The sequence below is a fragment of the Paenibacillus sp. FSL H8-0315 genome, from assembly GCF_038005365.1.
GTDB lineage: Bacteria > Bacillota > Bacilli > Paenibacillales > Paenibacillaceae > Paenibacillus_AQ > Paenibacillus_AQ odorifer.
This window is the reverse complement of the sequence record NZ_JBBOTA010000001.1, coordinates 6,408,319-6,425,341: the sequence shown is the minus strand read 5'-3', so window position 1 is coordinate 6,425,341 and position 17,023 is coordinate 6,408,319. Positions and strand designations below refer to the sequence as shown.

At 42.3% G+C, this 17,023-nt stretch carries 18 protein-coding genes; 6 read left to right on the top strand and 12 right to left on the bottom strand.

Annotated features, from left to right (window positions below):
- Positions 1-7 precede the first annotated feature (7 nt).
- Positions 8-769: a sugar phosphate isomerase/epimerase family protein gene (locus MHB56_RS28110; RefSeq protein WP_076185913.1), complete on the bottom strand. Its 762-nt coding sequence runs from the start codon at positions 767-769 to the stop codon at positions 8-10.
- Between the two features lie 25 nt (positions 770-794).
- Positions 795-1,958 carry a Gfo/Idh/MocA family protein gene (locus MHB56_RS28105; protein ID WP_076185915.1) on the bottom strand — a complete coding sequence of 388 codons (1,164 nt, stop codon included), beginning with the start codon at positions 1,956-1,958 and terminating at the stop codon, positions 795-797.
- A 154-nt stretch (positions 1,959-2,112) separates the two neighbouring features.
- Between MHB56_RS28105 and MHB56_RS28100 the strand changes: the two genes are divergently transcribed.
- Genes MHB56_RS28100 through MHB56_RS28085 form a run of 4 tightly spaced genes read left to right on the top strand, consistent with a single transcriptional unit; the run spans position 2,113 to position 5,257 of the window.
- Positions 2,113-2,949: an AraC family transcriptional regulator gene (locus MHB56_RS28100; protein ID WP_305953559.1), complete on the top strand. Its 837-nt coding sequence runs from the start codon at positions 2,113-2,115 to the stop codon at positions 2,947-2,949.
- Positions 2,950-2,978: 29 nt separating this feature from the next.
- The gene (locus tag MHB56_RS28095; protein ID WP_341144396.1) at positions 2,979-3,455 is read left to right on the top strand and encodes a GNAT family N-acetyltransferase; all 477 of its coding nucleotides are present in this window, start codon (positions 2,979-2,981) and stop codon (positions 3,453-3,455) included.
- A 34-nt stretch (positions 3,456-3,489) separates the two neighbouring features.
- Positions 3,490-4,344 (top strand): SDR family oxidoreductase, encoded by an 855-nt coding sequence (locus tag MHB56_RS28090; protein WP_341144262.1) that lies wholly within the window; start codon positions 3,490-3,492, stop codon positions 4,342-4,344.
- Positions 4,345-4,366: 22 nt separating this feature from the next.
- Positions 4,367-5,257, top strand: a complete 891-nt coding sequence (locus tag MHB56_RS28085) for a LysR family transcriptional regulator (protein ID WP_036678189.1) — start codon at positions 4,367-4,369, stop codon at positions 5,255-5,257.
- 24 nt (positions 5,258-5,281) lie between these two features.
- Here MHB56_RS28085 and MHB56_RS28080 read toward each other — a convergent pair whose 3' ends face one another.
- The 9 genes from MHB56_RS28080 to MHB56_RS28040 all read right to left on the bottom strand — a co-directional run bounded on the left by MHB56_RS28080 (position 5,282) and on the right by MHB56_RS28040 (position 13,448).
- Positions 5,282-5,965: an ABC transporter ATP-binding protein gene (locus MHB56_RS28080; RefSeq protein ID WP_076129337.1), complete on the bottom strand. Its 684-nt coding sequence runs from the start codon at positions 5,963-5,965 to the stop codon at positions 5,282-5,284.
- Entirely contained in the window at positions 5,962-7,080 is a 1,119-nt protein-coding gene (locus MHB56_RS28075) for an ABC transporter permease (protein ID WP_341144261.1), read from the bottom strand. Before MHB56_RS28075 ends, MHB56_RS28080 begins: the two co-directional genes overlap by 4 nt.
- A gap of 69 nt (positions 7,081-7,149) precedes the next feature.
- Positions 7,150-8,526 (bottom strand): sensor histidine kinase, encoded by a 1,377-nt coding sequence (locus MHB56_RS28070; RefSeq protein WP_076185929.1) that lies wholly within the window; start codon positions 8,524-8,526, stop codon positions 7,150-7,152.
- A complete protein-coding gene (locus MHB56_RS28065; protein ID WP_076129334.1) occupies positions 8,523-9,200 on the bottom strand; it encodes a response regulator transcription factor in 678 nt (225 codons plus the stop codon). The genes MHB56_RS28070 and MHB56_RS28065 overlap by 4 nt, the downstream gene beginning before the upstream one ends.
- 71 nt (positions 9,201-9,271) lie before the next feature.
- Positions 9,272-10,078 carry an NmrA family NAD(P)-binding protein gene (locus tag MHB56_RS28060; RefSeq protein WP_341144260.1) on the bottom strand — a complete coding sequence of 269 codons (807 nt, stop codon included), beginning with the start codon at positions 10,076-10,078 and terminating at the stop codon, positions 9,272-9,274.
- A 17-nt stretch (positions 10,079-10,095) separates the two neighbouring features.
- The gene (locus tag MHB56_RS28055) at positions 10,096-10,545 is read right to left on the bottom strand and encodes a MarR family winged helix-turn-helix transcriptional regulator (RefSeq protein WP_076280715.1); all 450 of its coding nucleotides are present in this window, start codon (positions 10,543-10,545) and stop codon (positions 10,096-10,098) included.
- A 141-nt stretch (positions 10,546-10,686) separates the two neighbouring features.
- On the bottom strand, positions 10,687-11,880 hold the full coding sequence (locus tag MHB56_RS28050; RefSeq protein ID WP_076129331.1) for a metallophosphoesterase: 1,194 nt from the start codon (positions 11,878-11,880) through the stop codon (positions 10,687-10,689).
- Between the two features lie 152 nt (positions 11,881-12,032).
- Positions 12,033-12,443: a bacteriohemerythrin gene (locus tag MHB56_RS28045; protein ID WP_051491008.1), complete on the bottom strand. Its 411-nt coding sequence runs from the start codon at positions 12,441-12,443 to the stop codon at positions 12,033-12,035.
- 135 nt (positions 12,444-12,578) lie between these two features.
- Positions 12,579-13,448, bottom strand: a complete 870-nt coding sequence (locus MHB56_RS28040; RefSeq protein WP_076129330.1) for a cation diffusion facilitator family transporter — start codon at positions 13,446-13,448, stop codon at positions 12,579-12,581.
- A gap of 249 nt (positions 13,449-13,697) precedes the next feature.
- Between MHB56_RS28040 and MHB56_RS28035 the strand changes: the two genes are divergently transcribed.
- Positions 13,698-15,056, top strand: a complete 1,359-nt coding sequence (locus MHB56_RS28035) for a PQQ-binding-like beta-propeller repeat protein (RefSeq protein WP_076129329.1) — start codon at positions 13,698-13,700, stop codon at positions 15,054-15,056.
- Between the two features lie 37 nt (positions 15,057-15,093).
- On the opposite strand, the gene MHB56_RS28030 is transcribed toward MHB56_RS28035, so the two are convergent.
- Positions 15,094-15,597: a ferritin gene (locus MHB56_RS28030; protein WP_076129328.1), complete on the bottom strand. Its 504-nt coding sequence runs from the start codon at positions 15,595-15,597 to the stop codon at positions 15,094-15,096.
- A gap of 127 nt (positions 15,598-15,724) precedes the next feature.
- Here MHB56_RS28030 and nagZ point away from each other — a divergent pair, with 127 nt between their 5' ends.
- On the top strand, positions 15,725-17,023 hold the full coding sequence (nagZ, locus tag MHB56_RS28025) for a beta-N-acetylhexosaminidase (protein WP_341144259.1): 1,299 nt from the start codon (positions 15,725-15,727) through the stop codon (positions 17,021-17,023).

Here is a 17,023-nt window from a genome sequence, read left to right as displayed (position 1 = left end):
CTCCATTCTATAAGGTATTAAGAAGATACCGCAGACTGATCTCCAAGCTTTCAAAAGGATCACGGCGGCAAACATCCTGCTCCACTACGAACCATTCAACACCCGTTTCGCGACAGACATTGATAATTTCTTTATAGTTCATATTCCCTTCACCGATTTCAGCAAAAATCTGTTTTCTATTAACAATCGCCATATCTTTTAAATGCACAACCTGCATTCGACCTGCAACTTTGCGTATCCATTCGGCTGGACTCCCTCCGCCCGCTTGAACCCAATATAAATCCAGCTCAAAACCAACGGCAGGATCAGACTCAGTGAGCAGAATTTCCATGCCAGTCAATCCATCAAACCGTTCAAATTCAAAATCGTGATTATGATAAACAAATTGCAGATCATGTTGTTCTTTTAGTGTAACTGCAATGCCCGACATCAGCTTGGCGAATTCACGGTAACCTTCTTGCCCCGTACGGAATTTTTCCGGTAAACTTCCTAGTCCAATATTTTTGCAGTTCCACAGCTTATGTTCAGCGGCTAAAGCATCCAAATCGCTTACTAGCCGATCCCAAGACACATGGGTTGCACATATTGCCAGACCTGCTTCATCCGCATACTCTTTTACGAGCTTCGGATCGATTGGCCCGATGCCTGAAATCTGAATAGCTTCATAACCCATAGCAGAGACCTTTTGAAAAGTGGATCTTAAATCCTCCGCAGTTTTAGTAAAATCACGTAATGTGTACATTTGAGCAGCAATGGTTGAACGATTCATAGGATCTTTCCTCTCTGATTAAAATTTAATGAGTTCCCTTAACATCAAAGGTTTGGGCGGCTGTGGTTTCTTTGTTGAAGTTAGAATTCTCCACCTTTTCCATGAGCTTCTCATAAAATAAATCTTCATCAATCGGTAACTCCACCCAATCGTCGGTCCAAGCCGATAAATACATCCCATTAGATAACGTTAGACCGTGAATGCCTTCCTCACCCGGAGCTAACAATTTCTCATCGTGTAGAATGGCATTCGTAAAGTTCCGCAAAATTCCTTTATGCTGTTCCCCGCCACCCTCTTCTACAGGAATCTCACATTTCCAACATTCTGGACTGCCGAATCCTCCCGTAAACTCTGCATTGAATTGCGGCTCCGGCGTGCGTAGACGCCAAAAGGTTAATTTCCCGTCTTCCACTATGATTTTTCCATGATCACCAGTAATTTCGAAACGGTTAGTTCCCGGTGCTTCACCTGTTGTGGTGATAAAAAGCCCTGTCGCACCATTTTCATATTCCACATAAGCGGTTACATCGTCTTCAACCTCAATATTGCGGTATTTACCAAAATGACAAAATGCTCTGATCCGCTTAGGCATCATACCTGTCGTCCACTGCCATAAATCTAGTTGATGAGGATCTTGATTCAGCAGCACCCCACCACCTTCGCCTGCCCATGTAGCCCGCCAACCACCGGAGTTATAGTAACTTTGTGATCTGTACCAGTTGGTGATAATCCAATTTGTGCGGCGGATTTCGCCTAGTTCACCAGACTGAATGAGATCCCTAAGCTTTTGATACAAAGGATTCGTCCGCTGGTTATACATGATTCCGAATTTGCGATCAGACTTTGCTGCAGCTTCGTTCATCTGCTTAACAGCTTTGGTATAGACCCCAGCCGGTTTCTCAACCAATACATGATAGCCATATTGAAAAGCCTCGATAGCTAAAGTTGGATGATCATAATGTGGAGTACAGATTAATACTGCATCTATGAGATGAGACTCATATAACTCTTGGGGTGTTGCAAATTTCTGTACACTTTCCGGTAAATGCTCTTCTGCCCATTTCAAACGTTCTTCCCTTACATCACATACAGCTGCAAGCTCAGCATCTTTAATATGATTCAACAAACTTTGTGCATGTGCACTCCCCATATTCCCAATTCCAATAATGCCATACCGTACTTTATTCAATCAGATCACTTCCCTATTTGAGGTTATGTTATGAGAATATACTTAATTAATAGACATGAACATGAGCGAAACTAAGCATTATTTGCACAATAATAAGATGATTTAGTTAAATTAATTCGTTATAATAAGGATAATCAAGTCATAGAGGAGCTAGATGATGAATAATCCAGGTAACCTTACCGGCAGATTCCTCCAGAATCTTACCGTAAAAGTGACCCATGCCCAACTAAGAAGCGGATATAGCGGGTGGAATCGTACGTTGGAAACTCCAACCTTTAATCGGCTGTATTTTATTGACCGCGGTGAGGGAAAAGTTATCATTAACGGTGTTACTTATTATCCGAGAGCTGGTCAGCTAATGATCATGCCCGCAGGAAGCACTCAAACTACAGAGACGTCAATGAATGATCCCTATACACGCTATTTCTGCCATTTTGATGCTGATATTGGGGAGTGGCCCTTATTCCATTCGGCAAACAAACTGTTTATCTGTGATGCGCCCAACCCAGATTCCGTACGGGTTATTTTCACAGAAATGATCGAACAGTTTCAAAAAGATGATGTATTGTCCATTCTGCGTACTCAGGCGAACGTCCTCAATCTAATTGCTACTTGTCTTGAATCGAACGAGAATATCAAAACAGACTTTATGCAAGAATTTATACATACGGGGGATCAAGGAAAGCTCGCCTATGTGCTTCAATATATTGATGAGCGGCTGGATAAACCCATAGAAATAGAAGAGTTAGCAGAAATTGTCCACTTACATCCGAACTATTTCATCCCCTACTTCAAGAAATTTATAGGGGTTCCCCCCATGCATTATGTACAATTGAAAAGAATGGAGCATGCTAAAAGACAGCTTTCTTATAGCAATTTCAGCATTTCAGATATCGCGGAGCAAGTCAGTATGGAATTAGCCCATTTCTCTAAATATTTCAAAAAGACAATAGGAATCTCCCCTTCTGCCTATCGTAACAGCACTAAGTAAATTTATTAGGGAATGTCTTAATCTATGTGATGAACTATAATAAAAAGGCTCTAACCTTCAATTTTGAGGTGGTGAACGATATTCTTATCAGAACAGCATCTATAAGCGACATTCAAGAGATAGCAAGACTCTCAAGCCAGCTTGGATATCCTTTGAATATCGAACAATTAGGAGAAAGACTACAAGAAATCGGAACACACAAAGATCATACTGTATATGTAGCTGAATCAGATCACCAATTGGTAGGATGGATACATGCGACCGTTCGAATCTTACTTGAATCTCCTTCATTTGTTGAAATCGGAGGTCTTGTTGTTGATCAGACTTGCCGCGGAGAAGGAATTGGCAGACAGCTTGTAGAAACCTGTGAACGATGGGCAATCCAAACAGGGTTTAGCAAAATTAGAGTACGTACCAATCAAAACAGAGAAGATGCTGTACAGTTCTATAATCATATAGGATTTTCGCCAAAAAAATCACAGCATGTACTTGATAAGGAACTTTAATCACACTCAGGACTTTTAGGGAGGTTCAATGGTTATGCTAGAATTAACTTTGCATCCAGCATTAGAAGGAAAAATCGCTGTGATTACCGGAGGAGCCGGTGTATTATGCCGGGTTATGGCGCTAGAGTTAGGTCGGCAAGGAGCTAAAGTCGCGATTCTAAATCGCACCGCAGCTAAGGGAGATTTGGTTGCCGCTGAAATTACAGCCGCAGGCGGTCAAGCGATTTCACTCTCCTGTGATGTTACAGATCAACAGAGTGTTATGAAAGCCGCAGAAGCTGTTAAGAATCACTGGGGTCCTTGCGATCTATTAATTAACGGTGCTGGCGGAAATGATTCCTCAGCAAATACGACCCAAGAGATTTTCAAAAATGATGATCTGGAGAACCCGGACATATTCACTTTTTTTGACCTTAGCGTAGATGGATTTCGCAATGTGATGGACCTAAATCTGATTGGAACATTGATCCCAACCCAAGTTTTTGCCAAGCAGATGCTCGGCAGAACGGGCACATCTGTTATTAATATTTCATCCATGAGCGCACCTTCTCCAATGACCAAAGTACCTGCCTACAGCGCTGCCAAAGCAGGAATTAATAATCTCACCCAGTGGCTCTCCGTTCATTTCGCTGAGTCTGGTATACGTGTGAATGCCATTGCCCCTGGCTTTTTCCTTACTAAACAAAATGAGAAGCTGTTGGTTCGTGAAGATGGCGAGCTTACAGACCGTTCCCAAAAAATCATCTCTCATACTCCAATGCGCCGCTTTGGAAAGCCGGAGGATCTGCTTGGCACACTACTCTGGTTAGCAGATGAAGCAATGTCCAGCTTTGTGACCGGAGTTACCGTCCCCGTTGACGGTGGATTCTTGGCTTATTCGGGAGTATAGACTAATCTAATGAGGGATTACAATGATTGTAGATCCATTACGCGTATTCGTTACTGTAGCTGAACTGAGTCATTTTTCCAAAGCAGGAGAAGCGCTGAATTTATCTCAACCCGGTGTCAGTCTGCATATCCGGAATCTTGAGAATGAGCTCGGTGCTAAACTCCTGCATCGTTCTTCTAAACAGGTTAGATTAACAGAAGCCGGCAGTATTCTTTATAAACACGCCAAACAAATATTGGCTCATTTCGATGAAGCAAGTCAGGAAATCCATATGCTTCAGGACGAAGTCACTGGGAGTATACATATCGGCGCTAGTTTTACTATAGGTGAATATATTTTGCCGGCAAGACTTGCTGATTTTGCCAATCAATATCCGCAGGTCAAGCTGCAAGTGACGATAGGTAATACTGAGGAGATTATTGGAGGCGTTAAATCCAACGAACTGGACATAGGGTTTATTGAAGGTGAGGTCCATGAGAATGATCTGAATGTCACTCCTTATATGAAAGACGAGATGATTATGGTCGCTCCTGCTACCCACCCTCTGTCAAAAGCGATTTCTGTGGAGCAGAGTATGTTGCAGGATCAGGTTTGGGTGCTTCGCGAACACGGCTCAGGTACACGAGCTTTCAGTGATCATTTCCTACAGGAGGAAGATATTTCTGTTAAAAGATCCTATGTCTTCAACAGCTCTCAAGGTGTTAAAGAAGCTGTGGCCTCTGGCCTCGGAATCGCCATGCTCTCCAGATGGATTGTACGGAAGGAACTAGAAAGCGGTGAGATCAAAGAGCTGCCAATCAGGCAACATCATCTGGAAAGGCAATTCTCAATCATCCGACATCAAGAATGTTCTTCTTCCTTAGCTACCGATGTCTTTATAAAAAAGCTACTTGTCTTTAGAAAAGACAAGTAGCTTTTTTTCTTCCACACTATGAAATTATACTTGATGTTCAACCAAATGCCCGTCTTCCAGATGCAGAACCCGGTCACACCATTCGAGCATCCGTTCATCATGAGTGACCATTACCGCTGCTTTACCTTCACTCTTCACCTCATCAGCGATCATGCGTACAACTTCTCTTCCGCGTTTGAAGTCCAGACTGGCTGTCGGCTCGTCTGCAAAGAGAATCGCTGGTTTATTCATCCACGCTCTAGCGATAGCTACACGCTGCTTCTCCCCACCGGAGAGCTGTTCCGGATAATGATTACGCCGTTTCCAGATATCCAGCCGCTTCATCAAATCAGCAGCCCGTTCCTTCGCTTCCTTAGCACTCATTTTCGCCTGCTTGGCTACAAAAAGGAGTTGCTCCTCCACCTTCAAATAAGGCAACAACTGAGCGCTTTGGAACATAAAACCTATCTTCTCTAAACGGAGCTCCGTCAGCTCACTTTTACTTTTATCTGTAAGTGATTCCCCATCTATAAAAATTTCACCACTAGTAGGTGTTAGAAGTGCACCAGCCGCTGAAAGGAATGTACTTTTCCCCGTTCCCGAAGGTCCAAGGACAGCAACGAATTCCCCTTCATTAACGATCAGATTCAAATTGTTCAGCACAGACACCGTTGTGTCGCCATCACCGTAGTTTTTGGTTACTTGCTTCATGATTAGTTTTGCACTCATGCTCCAGCCCTCCCAATAGCTTCTAATGCATCTACTTTTGCCACTTTAGCGACAGAAATTAGTGATCCTAAAAGAGACATCCCAACGAATAAACAGCTGGTTAAAAGAATGGTGGAAGGCTCCAGTTGGAATGGCATCGAATCAGGCAGAACCTTATTCATCCCAAAGGTAAGCAGTAAGCTAATGCAAAGACTTGAAATAGCTAAAATCATAACCTGCCCTACCACACTCCAAGCCAAGTAAGACATTTTGGTACCCATCGCCTTCAGAATACCAAACTGACTAGTTTTCTGAATCGTAATGACATAGAAGAATACTGCCAGAACAAACGCTGCGATCACAAACAGGAAAACAATCATCATTAGCAGTGAACCCTGCTCTGCCGAGTAGCCCGGAATATTGGAAATAGCTACTTTTTGCGTAATGACCTCTACATCTTTTACATTCGTTGAAATCTTATTTACTTGATCAGCATTCGCATTAAGGGCAATCACATTAAACGGTACCGACGAAGAGGTTTCTTCTCCTTGGTTAACCCCCTGCTTCATAGCTTGCCAATCCTGATTGTTGATATAAACTACTGGGGTATGGCTGTAAGAGCTATCCTCAACAAAACCTGCGACAGTAAATTCCATCCCGGTTGCCTGATCACGAATGATACTGCCAAGTTTGATTCCTGACTGTTCCAGGTCACGATCAACAAGGACTTTACCGTTTGTCTCGTTTGTAATCTTGTCACCTTCAACTACTTTAGGAGCTGATAACCCATTCATATCTACTGCAAAAAAAGTAATATCTGCTTTTACGTCTGCCTCGTTAGCAGTGACAGTGCTCATCTGCATTGCAAGTGAAGATGCATTATTGTCTCCAACTACTGCACGTACATTCTGGAGCTCCGTATCTGTTAACTGAGAACGTCTAAAGGTCTGATCCGCATCACCTTGCACTACAAAATAATTCGCCGGCATGTTCTCTACTGCAGAGATATTTGCATAAGCTAATCCTCTGGCTAGTCCCGTGACGAAAAGTACAAGAAAGGAAACCAATAACATGATAACCATAATTAATAGGTATCTGGCTTTAGAATGTCGCATTTCCCTTAAGGCTAAAAACATATTACCACTCCTTCTAATCTGTATAGTCACAGTTTAGAAGATGAAAATGAACGGAGTATGAATAATGAATTACAAAAGCGGAAGTGTAACTGTAAAGGTAGTCCCTTCACCCAAAGTACTGGTTACTTCAATGGTTCCGTTATGCGCTTCTACTATTTTTTGAGAAATCGCAAGTCCAAGTCCGCTGCTATGGGTTTCATGCGTTCGTGCTCGATCTACTTTATAGAAACGATCAAAGATTAACGGCAACTCCTCGGCTGAAATGCCTTCACCCGTATCAGACACAGAAACAATACAGTTCTGTTCCATAAGCTTCGCGGAAATCATAATGGAACCCTCAGCAGGTGTGTATTTTATGGCGTTAGAGAGCAGGTTCATCCATACCTGGAACAATAGATTTGGATCACCTAGAACGCTGATGTCTGCAAGATTCAAACGCACGGCCAGTTGTTTCTCTGTTAATCTCCATTCCATGATTTGTACGACCTGTCTTAGTTGTGCACGTAAGTCTGTCGACTTTTTCTGTATGGAATTAGGATCATAATCAAGCGAAGACAAGGTAAGCAGCTGTTTGCTTAGCAATGAAAGACGATGGCTTTCTTGGTCAATGATATTGAGATACTGTAACCGTTCATCCTCAGGTAAGGTTGAATCTTGTAACGCTTGGGCAAATCCCTGAATTGATGTTAATGGCGACTCAATTTCATGTGATACATTAGCGACAAATTCCTGACGTGCCCGATTTGTTCGTTCCAGCTCCCGGCTCATAATCATAAAATGGGAAGCTAACTGACCAATCTCATCACGCCGCCACGTATTCAATTTGATATCGTATCTGCCTTTTGAGATCCGTTTAGTGGCCGTCGTCAAACGTGTAATAGGTCTAACTACATGCAGTACGCTAATCATTACAAAGCCTAAGCTAAACAACACGGTGAACCCAATGATCACAGCAAAAAAGACGCGCAGCTCACCGAATTGTACTTCAGCATCCGGACGCATAAACAAAGCATACGTCTCATTGTTTACTTTTACAGGAACACCAATTGAATTACGCAGTTGATTATCAAAAAATCCGGTAATAAATGCACTGTCCGGGAAATCCGCAACCCCATGATAAATTTGCCCATTCAGAACCTTCTCTAGTTGCTGCTCATCCAAATCTTCTTTTCTAAAGGGCTTACCGTAGAATCTTGATTCCCCTTCAGCATCTGTTAAATAGATTTTATAACCCAGCTTGGCTATACTCCGCAAATAATCCTCCATTGTCTCCGGATGTGATTCTGCGAATTGTTGAACCTCGATAGCCATTCCGGTAAGTTTGGCATCGTTCTGAGATTTAATCTGGGCTTGATAGTAAATATTAGACACCAAAAATCCAAGAAGGCTACTCACCACAATTACTGAACAGAAGACAATACACATCCGGACATACAAGGATCTCATACGTTAACCATCTCCAATTTATAGCCAATGCCTCGAACGGTTCGGATCACAAAATCTTCCTGATAATCTACGAAGCGCTGACGCAAACGTTTGATATGTACATCGACTGTTCGCTCATCCCCTTCATAATCCATGCCCCATACCAGTTCAATTAACTCACTACGTGTATATAACCTGCCTGGATATTGTGCGAGTTGAGCCAGAAGCTCAAACTCTTTTACCGGTAGCAGCAGAACCTCATCACCATCGGTTATTTCATAATTTTTGCGGTCAATAACTAGAGAATTTAATCGAATCCGATCATCTGAAGCAATGGAATAGCGGCGAAATAACGCTTTGATCCGAAATAGCAACTCTTCAGGCTCAAAAGGTTTCGTTAGATAATCATCCGTCCCCCGCAAATAACCTTGCTCTTTATCACTCAGCTGCTGACGTGCTGTCAATAAAATAATCGGAATATCATACGTTTCTCTAATATGCTGACATAGCTCTAACCCATCTACATGTGGCATCATTACATCTACGACCGCTAAATCCGCAATACTGTCCTGCAATTTATGTATCGCATCTCGGCCATCACTGGCCTCCATCACCTGATATCCTTCCCTTGTTAGTACATGTTTTAATAATGTTCGAATATTCACATCGTCATCTGCTACTAAAATCTTCTTCATCATTTACACTCCCTGAATAATGGATGAACTCATAGTAACAACTTTATAACGATAGAACAACTAAAGTCAGATCAAACAAAAGGCTTAATACTCTCTCTAAGTGTGGTAACCGGCCGCTCCATCAGTCTCTCCAGATCTTTTGATGTAGAAGCAGTATCTATCTTCGCTAGAAACGAATAAATCCAATGCTGAATACTTGAATCCTGGCGAAACGTAATTTTTTTCCCTGATAACTCTGATAATACATCAACTAATTCGTTGAAGTCCCAAACGTTGGGTGCAGCTAGTTCGTAGACTTGGTTCATATGTCCATTCGTTGTAAGAACCTTTGCCGTAGCTAAAGCGAGGTCCTCACGAGTGACTGAATTAAACTGCCAGTTCCCTGGATAAGTGGGTAGCTCACCGCTTTCCATCGCTTCCTTCAACCCAAGCACACCCACAAAATCTATATACAAAGCGTTACGTAGAAACGTATAATCTATCCCTGATTCAAGAATCATCTGCTCAGTTAGTAAATGAACATGATAAGAAGGAATCGGACCTTTGGGTGGAAAGGCAAATCCAGTATAAAGCAGATGCTTCACATTGGCCTTTTGTGCTGCATGAATGACCTGAGCATGCTGATATAATCTGATCTTATCATCGGTATGAGAGCTGGAGATTAAAAGTAACGTTGTGACCCCAGTAAAAGCTTCAATCAGCGTATCTAACTGGTCATAATCGCCAAAACGGACTTCGAACCCTTTTTCTAAATAATTAACAGCTTTCTCTGGCTGACGAACACAAGCAATAACTTGACTAGCCGGAACGTACTTCTCAAGCTTCTCCATAATTAAGCTGCCTAATTGACCTGTGGCTCCTGTAACCATAATCGACATACATAACACCCTTTCTGTTATTCCAATGTACTCAGTTTTTGTAATAAAAAGATAAGTTGATGAAGCTCCTGATCATTCAGATTCTTCATTCTCTCTGCGACAGCCTTACGATTCTCTGGAAGATGCTCCAGAAGTAATTGCTGGCCTTCAGTCGTAATCGAAATGACGCTTTTTCTGCCATCCTTGGTATCATTCGAACGGGTTATTAATCCATCTCGCTCCAATGGTGTTAACAGCATGCTTATATTAGCTTTGGTAACTCCAATAATGTGAGCCAATGTAGAAGGCAGAATCGCACCTCCCTGTTTAGAGATCTCCACCAAGATACGAATTCTTGCTCCATTCAATCCTTTCGACTGCCAATATTTCTCAGAAACAGAAACTAAATTTGCAGTAGCTTCAACTAATGTAAAAAATGCTTTGGTATGCAATGGCTGATTCAGCACAAACTGTTGTAAATGATCCATATTCTATAATTCAGCTCCAATATAGTTAAGTCCTTAACTAATTTTAAACATACTACACTCCCCATGAGTTGTCAAAAAAAAGAAGCTGCCTCACCTGGCAGAATAAATCTGCTGATGAAACAGCCTCTAAATAAACTCACTTTAGATTAACACCGTTTTTGTGGAAACAGGCTCTTCACTGTATTTTTTAGAACCCTCCAGCATAACCTCCAGCTTAATGATCTCCGACCGGCTTGCTAAACGAATTGGGGGTCCCCATGTTCCATATCCTGACGACACCACTACATGCAAATTGTCCTTACGAAGATATCCCCAGTCCAGCTCGAACAAACGTTTAGTGATCCAGTGATTAGGAGCAATCTGTCCTCGGTGCGTATGACCAGAGAGTAGAACGTCTACCCCAGCTTGAGCGGCTACGTCGAAGCCTGTAGGCTGATGATCCATCATAATCACAGGACGTGTAAGATCAAGTCCTTCGAGCAAGGTGCTTACACTTTGTCTGCCACCAGCTTCCATCGTCTCGGCTGTCTTGTCTTTTCGGCCTACAATATACGTTCCTGCGACTTCTTCAACCTCATCTTGCAGGACCTTGATCCCAATACTACTCATCAAATCGGTATATTCCTTAATTGATCCACCATAATATTCGTGATTGCCCAGTACTGCGTAGACACCATAACGAGCTTTTAACTGTTTAATCTGTTCACTCATACTATTGCGGATAAAAGGTTCAATGCTGTCATCCAAGACATCTCCAGCCAGCAAAATCACATCGGGTTGCATCGCGTTCATTTGTGCCACCATTTTTTTGAGATGACGATTGCCCACGATATTCCCTAAGTGCAGGTCTGAAGCAACCGCGATCGTTAATGGCGTGCTGGTGCCAATAGATTTATCAATAGGTATGGAATGTGTGCGGATCACGGTACTCCAGGCGTTGATTGAACCCCAGACCAGAAAGACTGCCAGTAATATCAGAATTGTCCCGCCCGCTTCTGCAATGTAATAGGTACGATTGATTCCTGACCATCCCAGTATCACATATAATAGGTCTGCCAAAGGTAACATAATGATTGCAAATTCCATACACGCTAAATAATACGATCCAATCACTTTAAAGAACCTGGCGATCGGTTTAACCGATTTTGGCCATGGGATCATTCCAATGACATACGCAAAAGCGATCAGCATAAATAATGTCCAGAATACTGCTGACGAAACACCTGAAAACCATTCATGAATAAGTAACCAGCCGTGATAGCCAATGTAGAAATTAACAAGACCCAGAATGAGCAGCATAGCAAATCCTGAAGCTAACATTCGTAATGTTTTCATCGTTTCTCTCCCCTTTACCTAACTACTTCTCTACTTCTTATCTCAAATCATAACACAAACCGTTAACCCAGTATAAACTGCAATGCGGTGTTCGGAAAACATCGGAACTAAAAAAAGAAAATGCCCATCGGCATCTTCTTTGGAGGTTTATCTTATATCGCTTTATCACGTGTGGCCATACATTGACCAATCAGCTTATCGCATTTATTAATGTGATTTATCAGCCAGTCTGTTAACGTTCGATTAAGCTTGATGGTTGAGAGTACGGATACTCCCTTTGTTTTGACCGTTTCTTCCAATTCGAGAACTGCCTTCACGAAATCAGCATGCGTCTGACGATGTTCAGCTAGTTCAGGGAAGTTGATCTCCTCCATCAGCTGCTCTTCATTACTGAAATGTTCAATCGTGTATTCTTTTAAGAATTTCAGTGTTTCCTCAATCTTTTCTTTCCCTTGCTGATTACTGCATGCTTCAAAGAATTCGTTCAATTTCGCTAACAACTGTCTGTGCTGGCAGTCAATTTTTTCTACACCGATATCATATGAATCTTTCCAAGCGATCATGAAATCACCATTCCGTTTCTTGAAAATTACATTTTAATTTTATTTTCCACCTTTCTCGACAAAAGAACTATTAACAACATCACAGGTGCTTATATTCAACCATTAGCTGTACATATGGCACCTACTGATAAATTTCTACTTCATCACGGGTTCGATATGTACAAGTACATTGGAAACTTGGTGCCGGTCTTTTAACTGTTCTTCAATTTCTTCCGTAATATCATGACTCTGCACTACACTTAGCTGAGAATCCACTAGCACAGTTGTGTCTACTAATACGTTATTCCCATGGATACGGGCTTTGATATCTTTTATGGATTGTACACCATCAATTTCTGCCACAGTTTCTTTCATATGTTCAAGCTCTTCCGCATCAAATCCGTCCGTCAGATCATGCGTAGCTTTGCTAAAGATATCCCATGCCGTCTTACAGATGATTAGTCCGACAATGATGGCTGTAAGCGGGTCAAGCCAAGGAACGCCCAAGGAGGAAGCCACAATTCCGATAAAAGCGCCCACGCTAACTATAGCATCTGATCGATTATCCAGTGCTACTGCCCGCATTGCGTTACTGTTAATGGCACGGGCCAGCCTAATATTATACATATAGACAGCCATCATAACTACAGCACAGCCCACTGCCGTCCACGCCGCTATGAGATCAGGACTTTCCAGTGCTGGTTGAATAAATTTGTTCACAGCTTGGTACAAAACTTGAAGCCCTACCGCAATCATAATGAATGAAGCAATTAATGAAGCCACGGTCTCCGCTCTAAAATGCCCGTAGCTGTGGTTCGAATCCGGCGGTCTTCTGGAAATCTTCAGGCCAATTAGTACCGCGATAGAAGCAATAATATCTGTACTGTTATTCAATCCATCTGCAAGCAACGCTTGAGATCCTGAGACCGTACCTATGAACAGCTTGATAGCTGATAAAAAGATATAAGCAACGATGCTTAGCCAAGCTCCTTTTTCGCCTTGTTTAATGTCGTTATAAGTTTCCAAAAAAAGAACCCCCAAAGAATAGTATTGTTCTATACTACACTTTGAGAATCGGGTGGGTCTAGAGAAACAGTGTTGCTACGGGGCGCAATAGTTCCCTCTGTCAAATAGAGTTGCAAGGTCGTAACTGTTTTGCAGAACGCAACATAGTTTGCCCCCGTTCAACTTTGCTTCCATTCTTCTGGAATAGTAACTTTTTGCTATTTTTATTGTCTAATTATAGTAATGACTAATTCAAAGGAGCGTGGAGTGATGATTCAGTCTTTGCCGAAGAAAATTGTTACATGTTTAGCTATAGGGAGTATTTTAATTCCAATAACAAACAGTGGATCAATGTCAGTCATTTCTGCAGAAAAAGCAATTGTAAGCCTAAGTAACACTTATTACAGTGAAGTCACAGCCCCGATCCTAAAACCTGTTTGGTCAGCACAACTCGCCATTTTAAAAAAAGACAGAATCACCGGACAGGACATTACAGCACTCGCGGAAAACGGAAAGATCTTTGCGTTGCAGCGCAATGAAAAATTAACCGCAATGAATGCGGCAACAGGCAAAAAAATATGGGAGTTCGGAAGTGGATTAGCGCCGCTATTCACATACAGCAATGGATTTATCTACGGTCTAACCCAAAGCGGCTCCCTATATGCCGTTAATGAGGCAGGTAAAAAAGCATGGTCGGCTTCCATAACACTCCCCAAAGCTACAAATGTACAGCGTTTAGGATCTACTATTTATGTTACTCAAGAGGAACAATTAGCAGCAGTTGACGCCGTAACCGGAAAGATCAAATGGAAGGCTGTAGAGAAAAGCAATAACTTTACAGGCTTATCAGAGGTCATGGAATCAGATGGGGTCGTTATTCGCAGCTATCTGTCTCAAGGGGCCTTAACAACTGCTGGACTCGCCGCTTATGACAGTCTGACAGGAAAAAAACTATGGGACCAGACCCGGCAGTGGATGCCGTTAGCAGTGAAGGATGGGCTCCTCTACTCTATCACGAATACATTTATGATGGATGATGACCCGGTAAATCGAAAAGTCAAAGTATCCGTGTTCAACATAAAGACAGGTGAATTAAAAGGAGAACGTTTATATAAATGGACAGATACCGAGAATAAAGATGGTGTGTACAGTTATAATGGGATGAATGGAAACGCGTTTTTGGATGGAAAGGACTTTTATATCTTTCAGGGCAGTAAATTTGTGAAATATGATTTCTGGAATTATTCTGCAGAGGGTAAACCGGTGCAAACCTGGACCTCGATGGTTAAAGAAAAAGACTCTCCATTGAACCAAGTTTATCAACAAAGAATGTTATTTCAAAATCAAGATAAAGGTACTTTATCCGCACTTAAGCTAGGAACCGGCCAGCTTGTCGACCTCAATATTGGAGAGAATCCAGTGGTACAGACGGATCTGTTCGGAAACGTGGTTTATAGTGGACAATCTGACGGCCTATTTCACGCTTATGACATGTTAACTCTAAAGCCTATTTTCACTGTGAACACAGGCTCTCGTAACTTTGCCCCTTCCCTTAAAACTGGAGGGATGCTGATGATTCGGACGGATAATAAGCTGCTCGCGATTAAACTTCCTACCTCTATAAAATAAAACAGCCTGATTTCTCAGGCTGTTGGGCTTCAATAACTTATTCAGCCGGAGCTGTAAAAGTACGTGCAGCAAACTCGGCATCCAGCATGTAGAAGGCGTTGCTATCTTTTTCAATTCGTTTCAGTTTACTGATGATGTTGCTAAAGAGTGCTTCTTCTTCTACTTGCTCGTCTATAAACCATTTCAAGAAATAAATCGTCGCATGTTCACGCTCATCCAGAGCAAGGTCAGCCAAATGATAGAACCGTTTAGTGTTCTGCTGTTCATGCGCGAAGGCATGTTCAAAAGCATCTAACATCGAGTTATATTCGTTCTTCGGCTCTGGCAGTGCTTCTAGCGTAGCACGGTTATCCCGGTCGTTAAGGAATTTATAAATCTTCATGGCATGGAACCGTTCTTCTTCGGCTTGAATTAGAAAAAAGTTTGCAAATCCATCCAGACTTTCGCCGGAACAATAAGCAGCCATCGCTAGATAAACATGAGCGGAATAAAACTCGAAATTCATCTGTTCATTAAGTGCTTGTACTAATCCATCTTTCATTGGACCGTCACCTCATTATTCAAATTTAATATGTAAATATTTAAGTTTATCTTATCACCGTGCTTCTAAGTCAGCAAGGATTCCTCTCCCAATATCTAATTTAGCTAACGAAAGGACGACTATTCAGATGATTAGATTGACTCGTCACAGCCTAAAGCCTAAGATTTCCGGTACACTCTTCATTATTGCAGCTATGGTGTCACTATTCCTCATAGCTGGCTGTTCTAATAGCAGCAATAATTCACCGTCCGAAGCTACCGATTCACCGACCTCCGAATCCACACCTGTACCAACCACCAGCTTGGCTCCCACCCCCTCAGCAGTCAGCGATCCAATTGCTCTTCAGGTTGCTGAGATGACTTTGGAAGAAAAAATCGGACAAATGCTCCTAGTTGGAATTGATGGAACTGTCCTTGATGAGCAAGCTAAAAGAATGATTACCGAGGACAAAATCGGTGGAATCATCCTCTATAAGGACAATATTAAAAGCCTGAAAGGGATGATCAGTCTTATCAATTCTATGAAAAAGAGTAACACTGGCAACCCTGCCCCACTATTCATGAGTGTTGATCAGGAGGGTGGAAAAGTCAGCCGGATGCCTAAAGAATATGCTACATTCCCTTCTAACGGAACAGTGGGTGCAAGTAATGACGCTGCTGCTGCCGAGAAAATGGGAAAGCTGCTCGCAAGAGAAGTACGTTCAGCCGGATTTAATATGAACTTTGCTCCCGTTCTCGATATCAATAGCAATCCAGACAATCCAGTCATCGGAGACCGGTCGTTCGGCAATGCTGCTGGCCAAGTCATTCAACTAGGGATTGCCGAAATGAAGGGAATTGAGAGCGAAGGCGTCGTTCCTGTTGTCAAGCATTTCCCAGGACACGGAGATACTTCTGTCGACTCCCATCTGGATCTGCCGATTGTGAACAAAACAGCCGGTCAGCTAGCCGACTTAGAATGGCTCCCCTTCCAAGCAGCCATTAAAGAGGGGACGGACGCCGTAATGGTCGCTCATATTTTGTTTCCAAAATTAGATCCAGACAAACCCGCATCCTTATCGCGTACCATTATTGGTGAACAGCTTCGAGATGAAATGGGCTACCAAGGAATCGTAATTACAGACGATCTAACCATGGGAGCCATTATGAAGAACTACGATCTGACTACAGCAGCAGTAGATACTGTGAATGCAGGTAGTGATATTCTCCTTGTCGCTCACGGCTATGATAATGAAAAACGGGTCATGGACTCCCTCCTGCAAAACGTAAAAAACGGTAAGATTCAAGAAACACGGATTGATGAAAGCGTCTATCGGATCTTAGCCTTAAAAGCCAAATATAACCTTTCCGATGAGCAAATCCCGGTTCCTGATCTTACCGATCTTAATAAAGATATTAACGTTTGGCGTCAAACGATTGAGAAGTAA

Bases quoted from the DNA above. Each gene is read 5' to 3' on its own strand.
- MHB56_RS28110 (WP_076185913.1), bottom strand. From the start codon at position 769: ATGAATCGTTCAACCATTGCTGCTCAAATGTACACATTACGTGATTTT.
- MHB56_RS28100 (WP_305953559.1), top strand. From the start codon at position 2,113: ATGATGAATAATCCAGGTAACCTTACCGGCAGATTCCTCCAGAATCTT.
- MHB56_RS28095 (WP_341144396.1), top strand. From the start codon at position 2,979: ATGAACTATAATAAAAAGGCTCTAACCTTCAATTTTGAGGTGGTGAAC.
- MHB56_RS28090 (WP_341144262.1), top strand. From the start codon at position 3,490: ATGCTAGAATTAACTTTGCATCCAGCATTAGAAGGAAAAATCGCTGTG.
- MHB56_RS28085 (WP_036678189.1), top strand. From the start codon at position 4,367: ATGATTGTAGATCCATTACGCGTATTCGTTACTGTAGCTGAACTGAGT.
- MHB56_RS28080 (WP_076129337.1), bottom strand. From the start codon at position 5,965: ATGAGTGCAAAACTAATCATGAAGCAAGTAACCAAAAACTACGGTGAT.
- MHB56_RS28075 (WP_341144261.1), bottom strand. From the start codon at position 7,080: ATGTTTTTAGCCTTAAGGGAAATGCGACATTCTAAAGCCAGATACCTA.
- MHB56_RS28070 (WP_076185929.1), bottom strand. From the start codon at position 8,526: ATGAGATCCTTGTATGTCCGGATGTGTATTGTCTTCTGTTCAGTAATT.
- MHB56_RS28065 (WP_076129334.1), bottom strand. From the start codon at position 9,200: ATGAAGAAGATTTTAGTAGCAGATGACGATGTGAATATTCGAACATTA.
- MHB56_RS28060 (WP_341144260.1), bottom strand. From the start codon at position 10,078: ATGTCGATTATGGTTACAGGAGCCACAGGTCAATTAGGCAGCTTAATT.
- MHB56_RS28055 (WP_076280715.1), bottom strand. From the start codon at position 10,545: ATGGATCATTTACAACAGTTTGTGCTGAATCAGCCATTGCATACCAAA.
- MHB56_RS28050 (WP_076129331.1), bottom strand. From the start codon at position 11,880: ATGAAAACATTACGAATGTTAGCTTCAGGATTTGCTATGCTGCTCATT.
- MHB56_RS28045 (WP_051491008.1), bottom strand. From the start codon at position 12,443: ATGATCGCTTGGAAAGATTCATATGATATCGGTGTAGAAAAAATTGAC.
- MHB56_RS28035 (WP_076129329.1), top strand. From the start codon at position 13,698: ATGATTCAGTCTTTGCCGAAGAAAATTGTTACATGTTTAGCTATAGGG.
- MHB56_RS28030 (WP_076129328.1), bottom strand. From the start codon at position 15,597: ATGAAAGATGGATTAGTACAAGCACTTAATGAACAGATGAATTTCGAG.
- nagZ (WP_341144259.1), top strand. From the start codon at position 15,725: ATGATTAGATTGACTCGTCACAGCCTAAAGCCTAAGATTTCCGGTACA.